Origin of the sequence: Rosenbergiella sp. YN46 (genome assembly GCF_036620675.1) — a bacterium.
GTDB lineage: Bacteria > Pseudomonadota > Gammaproteobacteria > Enterobacterales > Enterobacteriaceae > Jejubacter.
This window is the reverse complement of record NZ_JAZHEE010000146.1, coordinates 1-554: the sequence shown is the minus strand read 5'-3', so window position 1 is coordinate 554 and position 554 is coordinate 1. Positions and strand designations below refer to the sequence as shown.

The 554-nt window shown below is 64.1% G+C and carries 1 protein-coding gene; it reads left to right on the top strand.

Translation table 11 applies throughout. The annotated features are described in order from the left end of the window. Nucleotides 1-554: type VI secretion system Vgr family protein (locus tag V3W49_RS22955; protein ID WP_500148289.1), on the top strand; the 554-nt coding region annotated here is incomplete at both ends.

Below are 554 nucleotides of genomic sequence, written 5' to 3'. Positions count from 1 at the left end.
CGTTACCTGAACGGTAAGGTGACCCGGGTGGCGGTCAGCGCGGTGGAGCTGGGCGGTACCCGCTATGCGGAGTACCGGCTGACGATGGAGCCGGACCTGTGGCCGATGAAGCGCGACCGTAACCTGCGCATCTTCCAGGGCCAGACGGTGCCGCAGATAGTGAAGACGCTGCTGGGTGAAAACCAGGTGAACGTGGAAGACCGGCTGACGGGCAGCTACCGCCCCTGGGAGTACTGCGTGCAGTACCAGGAGAGCAGCCTGGCGTTTATCAGCCGCCTGATGGAGCTGGAGGGTATTGCCTACCACTTCGTCCACGAGGCGGACAAACACACCCTGGTGCTGACCGATGCCCCCCAGCAGCACCAGCCGTTCAGCGGTTACGAAAGCATTCCCTATCATGTGACCCCTTCCGGCGGCAGCACCGATGAAGAGGGCATCAGCCAGTGGGCGCTGGAAGACAGCGTGACGCCGGGCATCGTAAGCCTGGACGACTACGACTTCCGCAAGCCCAACGCCTGGCTGTTCCAGGCGCGGCAGAACCCGGCGTCGCCGAC